At 76.9% G+C, this 3,951-nt stretch carries 4 protein-coding genes and 1 pseudogene; 3 read left to right on the forward strand and 2 right to left on the reverse strand.

Translation table 11 applies throughout. From position 1 onward, the window contains the following. Positions 1 to 620 (reverse strand): annotated as a pseudogene (locus AE652_RS36970) (DNA-binding protein); the annotation flags it as partial. Between the two features lie 171 nt (positions 621 to 791). Here AE652_RS36970 and AE652_RS36975 point away from each other — a divergent pair. Next, the gene (locus tag AE652_RS36975; protein ID WP_049659542.1) at positions 792 to 1,766 is read left to right on the forward strand and encodes a hypothetical protein; all 975 of its coding nucleotides are present in this window, start codon (positions 792 to 794) and stop codon (positions 1,764 to 1,766) included. 110 nt (positions 1,767 to 1,876) lie between these two features. Here AE652_RS36975 and AE652_RS36980 read toward each other — a convergent pair whose 3' ends face one another. Continuing rightward, positions 1,877 to 2,515, reverse strand: a complete 639-nt coding sequence (locus AE652_RS36980; RefSeq protein ID WP_063780391.1) for an NAD(P)-dependent oxidoreductase — start codon at positions 2,513 to 2,515, stop codon at positions 1,877 to 1,879. A gap of 134 nt (positions 2,516 to 2,649) precedes the next feature. On the opposite strand from AE652_RS36980, the gene AE652_RS36985 reads away from it, so the two are divergent. Further along, entirely contained in the window at positions 2,650 to 3,423 is a 774-nt protein-coding gene (locus AE652_RS36985; protein WP_049659549.1) for an SDR family NAD(P)-dependent oxidoreductase, read from the forward strand. 97 nt (positions 3,424 to 3,520) lie between these two features. Beyond that, positions 3,521 to 3,951 (forward strand): TetR/AcrR family transcriptional regulator (locus AE652_RS36990; RefSeq protein WP_049659551.1); only part of this gene is annotated, 431 nt, incomplete at its 3' end.

Genomic DNA, 3,951 nt, shown 5'->3' on the forward strand with positions numbered 1-3,951 from the left:
AGCGCGGTGAGCGAGGCGACGGCGCTGACCGGGTCCGGGGTGCCGGGCTCCCCGGCCGAGGCGAGCAGCTGCTGCAGCCGGGCCGGGGACATGCCGACGGTGGCGTCGGCGAGGGTGGGGCCGAGGCCGGTGCGGCCCGGGTTGACGGCGGTCGGGGCGAGCGCCTCGCGGACGGCGAGGACCAGCCGCAGCCCGTTGTCCGGGCCCCAGAGCAGCGCCCGGTCGCGCAGGGTGGCGAGCGCGCGCGGCAGGGCGGTGGCGACGGCGGACCGGTCGGCGGGGGTGAGCGGGGTGGCGCCGGGGTGCGGCTTGACCTTCGCCGGGCCGGTCAGCAGGGTGCGGACGGTGCTCAGCGAGGTGCCGTCCGGGGCGGTGGCCAGGGCCTCGGCGACCTGGAGGGTGAAGCGGTCGAGCCGCTCCAGGGCGCGCAGCGCGGAGGCGCGCGAGGAGAGCCGGGCGGACAGCTGGGTGAGGTCGCCGGGGACGGGGTTCAGCAGGTCGGGGCGGGAGCGGAGCAGGGCGGCGAGCGCGTCGTCGGGACGGGCGCGCAACTCCTCGGCGAGGGTGCGCGGGCCGGTGGCGGACCTGCCCCGGCGTTGAGGGCCCTGCTGTGTGGTCATTCGACCTAGGTTAGTCGGGCGCGGGGACGACGGGGTGTCCGTCGTCCGGGCGCACCTCCGGCGCTCCGCCGTACCGGCGGACGGACTCGCGCGGGCGGGGGCGGGGTGGGTAGCGTCACGCCGAGGGCGGTTCGGTGGGCGGCCGGTACGGGCGAGGCGGGGTGGTCGGTGATGACGGACGGCGAGTGGTGGCGCAAGAGCGGGCCGTGGAGCGAGCGTTCGGTCGGCGGCCCGGACGCGGGCCCGGACGCCGCTTCGGACACCGGCTCGGGTTCGGGCTCGGGCGCCGGTTCGGGTGAGGCCGCGTCCGGCGGCGCTCCGGAGGCTCCGTCCGCCCCCGTTCCCGCTCCGGACTTCGACCCCGACAGCGTGTACGACCCGCCGGCGCCGAGCGCGGGCGGCATCCCGTCCGTGCCGCTGCACCTGCCGGAGACCGTCGCCGGGGACCGGCCGGACGGGCCCCCGCCGACGACGGTGTCGAGCACCGGCCCGTGGACGATGACGCTCTTCGACTTCTCGGACGGGCCGCGGCCCGCGCCGAAGCCGATCCCCGGGCAGCGCACCGCCGAGGAGGCCGCCGAGCAGGCGGCGGCGGAGACGGCGGAGACGGCGGCGGCGCCCGCCGCGGACCTGACGAAGAAGCCGCGCAGGGGCTGGCTCAGGCCGGCCCCCGCCGCCCCTCCCGCGCCGCCCGAGGCCCCGGCCGGGAAGGCCGGGGGCAAGGCCAAGGGGAAGGGGAAGGCCAAGGGGAAGGGCCAGGAGGCGGAGAAGGAGGCGCCCGCCCGCAAGCCCTCCCCGCTGATCCTGCTCTCCTGCGCGCTACTGGTCGGCGGGGCGGTCTCCGGCTTCCTCCCGGCCATGCTGGCCGGCTGGGGCCTCGGCTACCTGTCCCGCCAGATCTCCGACCTGATGCGGAAGTTCGTGATCCTCGGCATCCCGCTGGTCACGATGAGCGTGTCCACCTTCTACTCCATGCAGCAGGCCAAGCAGGCCGGCGGACAGGGCGGCGGCCTCCAGTCGGGCTCGCCGCTGGGCGCGATCAGCTGGTCGTCCGCCCCGAACGTGCTGCGGCTGTCCGCCGTGCTGTCGGCGGTGGTCCTGCTGCTGCTCGCCCTGCGCCGCCGCCCGCCGCAGCAGCAGGGCTGAGCGCGGGGGCCGGTCCGGTCCGGTCCGGCCCCCGCTACTTGCAGACGAAGCAGCCGGAGCCGTCCACGACGGCGTGGGTGCCGCCGTTGTGTGACGGTGCCGCCGGGGCGTCAGTCGTCGGCGAGGTGGACGAGTCGGCGGAAGGTCGTCGGGTCGCCGAGGTGGTCGACGATCCAGTGGGCGACGGTGGCGCGGGTGGCGGTGCCGGCCCGGGGGAGCGGTCGGTCGTACGAGACCTGCGGGCCCGGGGACGGCGGGCCGTCCTTGAGCATCGGCACGCGGACGACCGTCCAGGCGGTGTCGGAGCCGGCGAGCACCGCCTCCATCCGGGCCAGGTCGTGGTGGACCTCCCGGTACAGCCGGTCGACCACCAGCCTGGCCACCACCCGTTGGGCGCGCGGGAGCCGGCTGGTGTCCAGCCCCGCCGAGCTCATCGTGACCAGGTGCCGGGCGCCGCCGTCCCGCAGTGCCGCGGTCAACTCCCGGGCGCCGTCGGAGAAGACGGTGGTGGCGGTCCGGCGGCCGGTGGTGCCGAGGGTGGCGACGACGGCGTCCTGGTCGCTCAGCGGCCCCCGCAGGGAGCCCGGCCGGCCGACGTCGGCCCGGGCGGTGAGCGGGGTGCCGTGCGCGTACTCCGGTAGCCGGGCGGGGTCGCGGGCGACGGCGGTGACGGTGTGTCCGGCGGCCAGTGCGAGGTCGACCACCAGACGGCCGGTGCGTCCGGTGGCACCCACGACTGCGATCCTCATCGGTTCCCTCCTCGGGATGGTTCGGGATGGTTCGGTCTCGGATGGCGCCTTGTCATTCATTCAGACGGACTGTATGAATGAAATCAAGTGAACCACGGCGCACCGCGTGTGCGAACCCGAAGGAGCGATGGAACATGGGAGTTCGGCAGGATCGGTACCCCGACCTGGACGGCCGGGTGGTCGTGGTCGCCGGCGGCAGCCGCGGCATCGGCGCGGAGACCGCCCGCGCCTTCGCCCGGCAGGGCGCGGCCGTCGCCGTCCTCGGGCGCGACGCGCAGGCGCTGGCGGAGGTGGCGGACGGCCTGCGGGCGGAGGGGGTGCGGGCGCTCGGACTGGTCGCCGACTGCACGGACGCGGCGGCACTCGGCTCCGCCGCCGCCCGGATCGAGCGGGACCTCGGCCCCGTCGACACCCTGGCCGCCTTCGCCGGCGGCGGAGGCTACCCGGTACCGACCGTCCGCGAGACCGAGGAGCACTGGCGGGCCGTGCTCGACGGCAACCTCACCGCCACCTTCCTCACCGTCCAGGCCTTCCTGCCCGGCCTGCTGGCCCGCCGCGGCGGTTCGATCGTCACCATGGCCTCCACGGCCGGCCGGCTGGCCGGCGGCGCCTCCGCGGCGTACGCCACGGCCAAGGCGGGGGTGCTGATGTTCACCCGGCACCTCGCGCTGGAGGTCGCCGGTGAGGGCGTCCGGGTCAACGCCATCGCACCGGGCGCCGTCCGCACCGAGCGGACCGCCGCGCAGATGCCGCCCGAGGTGCAGGCCGCGGTCGCCGCCGCGCACCCGCTGGGCCGCCTCGGCGAGCCGGCGGACGTCGCCTCGGCCACGCTCTTCCTGGCCTCCGACGCGTCCTCCTGGATCACCGGGCAGACCCTGGACGTCAGCGGCGGGCGGGTCATGCTCTGAGCGCCGGGCCCGCTCCGCCGGGCGCCGGGCCTTCCCCGCCCGGGTGAACCGATCGGCGATACTGCCAGTTCACACGGAACGAGTGGAGGCGAGCGGGATGAGCCCCCGGTCCTACCGGATGGGACAGCGGCAGGCGGAGGTCGACGAGACCCGCGCCCGGATCGTCGCGGCCGCCCGCGCGCACCTGGCCGAGACCGGCGGGGTCTCGCTGGACGCGGTCGCCCGCCGCGCGGACGTCGCCCGGGCGACCGTCTACTACCAGTTCGGCTCCAAGGCGGGCCTGCTGGAGGCGGTCTGCGACGCCCTCGCCGAGCAGGGCGGCATGGCCCGGCTCGCCGAGGCCTTCACCCAGGCCGACCCCTGGGCGGCGGTGGACCGCTTCGTCGAGGTGATGGGCGGCTTCTGGGCGGTCGACCGGGTCTGCACCCGCCGCCTGCGCGCCCTCGCCGCGCTCGACGAGGAGGTCGGCCGGGTCATCGCCGACCGCGACGCCCGCCGCCGGGAGGGCGCCGCGGTGCTGGCCGGCCG

The organism is Kitasatospora sp. MY 5-36, from assembly GCF_001182915.1.
In the GTDB taxonomy this organism is placed as follows: Bacteria; Actinomycetota; Actinomycetes; order Streptomycetales; family Streptomycetaceae; genus Kitasatospora.